The following is a 2,117-nucleotide window of genomic DNA, read 5'->3' on the forward strand; positions in this document are numbered from 1 at the left end:
CCTTTGTGGGTCACGAGGGGTCGCTTCACGACGCCTTTGCGGGGCTTGGACTGCTGACCGTACTGGGGCTGGTGGCGTGGGGGTGGGGTGGCGCGCCACCGCACCCCCTCGTCTCGCTATGTCCGTGGCCGTGCACACGCACTCGGCCGTTGACACGCTGTGCCGCCAGCAGTTGATCGCTGTGTTGCGACGACCCCTGGAATTCGCCTCATCAGTTGCCGGGCACGATCGTGCTGGGCAGCCTCGGGCTTGCGTCCGTCCAGCCGGATGCGGTCACAGCGGTCCACGAGGTCAGCGTGCCCGTACGGTCGGGGGATCGTTCTTGCACGGCCAGCAGCCGGCCTGAGGACTCCTCGATGATGATCTGCCTTGTCCCGTCGAGTTCGATGCCAGTTCCCACCCTGCCTAGGGGATCAGCAGTGGTCCCAATGTTCTTGACGCTCGAAAGACTCGCGAGCATGCGGTAGAGCGCGGCGCGTACCTGAGAAGTCGTCGGCAGTTGGGAGAGCAGACTGGTGGCCTGGGCGTACAGAAACTCCTCATTATCGTTCATCGCGCCCGCGTACCTCCCCGGCCCGGACACCGGCCGAGGTGGAGGCGCTGATCTGCGAGCTGCGGCGTAACCACCCGCGGTGGGGCGCCCGCCGGCTGGTGTGGGAACTGACCCGCCGAGGCTGCCCCGGCGGTGCCGTCGCGGGCGACGGTGCATCGGGTGCCCGCCACGGAATCCCTGAGAGGGTGTCTTCGATCCTTAGAAGTGATCTTGGAGGAGCGCTCGAAGGGTCCTGGGCGGGCGGCTTGGCACCAACGCGTCGAACTCACAAAGGTGGATTCGCTTGCATCGGGCATGGTGCCCGTCTGGCCGTGGAGTCGATGGAGCTCCGAGGAAGGCCTGCATGGCGAGCGATGATCCACATTATATGATCTTCATAGCCCTCCTCCGGTGACGGAAGGACATGAGAATGCGGTTCAGCCTCCCTCGTAACGGCCTGCTGGCGGTGGCGGCCCTAGACCTGCTCGTCGCCTTATTGATGGTTGCGGGACGATTGACGCCCACCCCTGCGGGACTGGGTGCCGCGGCGGTGGTCGCGCCGCTGTCCGCCATGGGATACATGCACGCGTACCGGCTGTTCAGGGCCGCTCGTGACGTCGGCGCCGCGCCATGGGACGCGCTGAGGACGGTCGCCGATGCTCTGGTGCCGCTGCAGGTACGCATGCTCATGAGAGCGGAGCACAGGAACCTGGCCAGCTTCGCTCTGTGGGTCAGGCGGCGTCAGGATGGGGTGCCGCCGGGTGGCATTGCCCTGGCGTATGCGAAGAATCAGCGGCCGCTGCTGCTGATGCTGCTGTTCGCCGTGGCCGTGCAGGCTGTCGCCCTGGAGTGGATGCTGGCGGTCTCGAACGCTGCGGCCGGCCTACGCGCCATCGTCATGGTGCTCGATGCCTACCAGCTCCTGTTCGTGCTGGCCCTCGGGGCGGCGTCCGCCACCCGCCCGCATGTCGTGACCGCGGAGGAGTTGCGCATTCGCTATGGCGCGTACTTCGACCTGCGCGTCCCGCGCGAGCTCATCGCCTCGGTCAAGGTGAGCCGTAACTACAACGCGCGCGGTGTGATCGAAGTGGCGGACGGCCACCTCACGCTGGGAGTGGACGCGCAGACCAACCTGATCGTCAACCTGACCGGGCCGATCACCGTCACCAGGCCCCTCGGCGGTCGCGAGCACATCACGACGATCCGCTTCTACGCCGACGACCCTGGCCTTGCTTTGAAAAGCCTGAAAGGGCGTTAGTGAACTAGGTTCGACCACGATCACGCGTGCCCGGCGGGCTCTCCCCGCCGGGCACCACCATGACCGGCATTGACACGTTGCCCTCCGAGCCGGCTCCCGAGGAGGCGGCTTCGATCCGGCTCCACGGGTGGGGCAGGCCGCCGGGACTGCGTCGGTCCGATGCCAAGAAGTGCCGACGGGGCGCCGACTGGGCCGAGGCCAACAACGTCGAGGAAGACCAGGTAGCAGTTGTCCCCGCGCACATGCGCACCCGCTCGGTCCGCGGCCCGCTGAACAGGTCGATCGCGTCCCGGGCCACGGCCGACAGGAACTGCGAGCCCGTCACGG

3 protein-coding genes and 1 pseudogene are annotated in these 2,117 nt (G+C 67.2%); 3 read left to right on the forward strand and 1 reads right to left on the reverse strand.

Annotated elements, in window-relative coordinates; genetic code table 11:
* Positions 1-211: 211 nt before the first annotated feature.
* Positions 212-553, reverse strand: a complete 342-nt coding sequence (locus tag AB0H81_RS44680; protein WP_358388583.1) for a hypothetical protein — start codon at positions 551-553, stop codon at positions 212-214.
* Here AB0H81_RS44680 and AB0H81_RS44685 point away from each other — a divergent pair.
* From AB0H81_RS44685 to AB0H81_RS44695, 3 genes and pseudogenes are all read left to right on the forward strand, one after another.
* A pseudogene (locus tag AB0H81_RS44685) lies at positions 547-715 on the forward strand (helix-turn-helix domain-containing protein); the annotation flags it as partial. The gene AB0H81_RS44680 and the pseudogene AB0H81_RS44685 sit on opposite strands and share 7 nt — an antisense overlap.
* A 247-nt stretch (positions 716-962) precedes the next feature.
* On the forward strand, positions 963-1,790 hold the full coding sequence (locus tag AB0H81_RS44690) for a hypothetical protein (RefSeq protein WP_358388586.1): 828 nt from the start codon (positions 963-965) through the stop codon (positions 1,788-1,790).
* Positions 1,791-1,849: 59 nt separating this feature from the next.
* Positions 1,850-2,117 (forward strand): hypothetical protein (locus AB0H81_RS44695; RefSeq protein ID WP_358388589.1); only part of this gene is annotated, 268 nt, incomplete at its 3' end.

The sequence above is a fragment of the Nonomuraea sp. NPDC050691 genome (genome assembly GCF_040654455.1).
Taxonomy (GTDB): Bacteria; Actinomycetota; Actinomycetes; order Streptosporangiales; family Streptosporangiaceae; genus Nonomuraea.